1 protein-coding gene is annotated in these 1,065 nt (G+C 73.9%); it reads right to left on the bottom strand.

Annotation, left to right across the window (positions count from 1 at the left end):
* Nucleotides 1-1,065 (bottom strand): nitrate- and nitrite sensing domain-containing protein (locus tag AB0M20_RS45405; protein ID WP_364307875.1); only part of this gene is annotated, 1,065 nt, incomplete at both ends.

Below are 1,065 nucleotides of genomic sequence, written 5' to 3'. Positions count from 1 at the left end.
CCGGCGGTGGCCCGGCGGACCGCCTCGGGCAGTCGTTCCCCGGCCATCCGGTTGGCCTCGGCGGCCAGCACGGCCAACGGCCGGGCGATCGAGCGCGACGCGACCACGGCCAGATAGACCGCACCGGCGAGACAGGCCAGAACCACGCCGAGGAGTACGCCCATCCGCAACGACGCCTGGCCCTGCAGGTCCTCCGCCCGGGCCCGGATCACCGACCCGACGTGCTGCTCCAGGCGCAGCATGTCGTCCAGCACCGTGGTCAGTGCCGACCACCAGGACTGCGGGTTCACTTGCAGGTTGCGGCCGTCGCCGGCATTCAGGGCGACCTGCTCGAAGTACGCCGCGGTCTGCGCCGCACCGGTGCTCAGCACATAGTCGGCGGCGCGCCGCTGGGTCCCGGTGGCGTACCGGTGGAACGAGGCGATGGCCGAGTCCTTGGCCGCCCGCATGGTTGCGAACTGGATGAACTCGCCCGGCCGGAAGCCGCTGGCCGAGAACACGCCGTTCAGGAACGCCCGCTCCTGAGCCGTCGCCTCCTTGACCGAGCTGAGGGCCTGCAGCGCGGCGACGCCCCGGCGCAGGCTGCTGTCCGCCGAGCTGTCCAGGCCGAAGTCCACACCGCTCAGTTGGGCGATGCGGTCGGTGTAGAAGGCGAACGTCGGCGCGCGCCCGGCCGCGCCGCTGTCGGTGCCGGCCCGGACGCCGGGCAGGCCGTCGAGGCCGCGGACGGCCGCGGTCACCCGCTCCTCGACGTCCCCGCCGTCGCCGGCCAGCCGCTCGACGGCCGCCCGTTTGTCGTCCACCCGCTGCCGGGCGGGCGCCAGCTCCGCGCGGAAACCGACGTTGCCGCCGAGCAGGCCGGCCGCCAGACCGCGCTCGGTCTGCAGCTCCTGCACCAGGTCCTGGACGGAGAGCACCAGGTCGACCGCGCGGGCCGATGCGTCCGCGGTGCGGTAGTCGTCGACCTCGATGACGGTGATGACGCCGAGCAACACGAGCACCGCGGCGACCGGCAGTGCCAGGGTGCGGATGACACGCCGGCGGATGGTGCCACCAGACCGGGCG

It is taken from the genome of Actinoplanes sp. NPDC051633 (genome assembly GCF_040681735.1).
Lineage (GTDB): Bacteria > Actinomycetota > Actinomycetes > Mycobacteriales > Micromonosporaceae > Actinoplanes.
The sequence above is the reverse complement of the archived record's forward strand: the minus strand, read 5'-3'. Positions and strand labels throughout refer to the sequence as shown.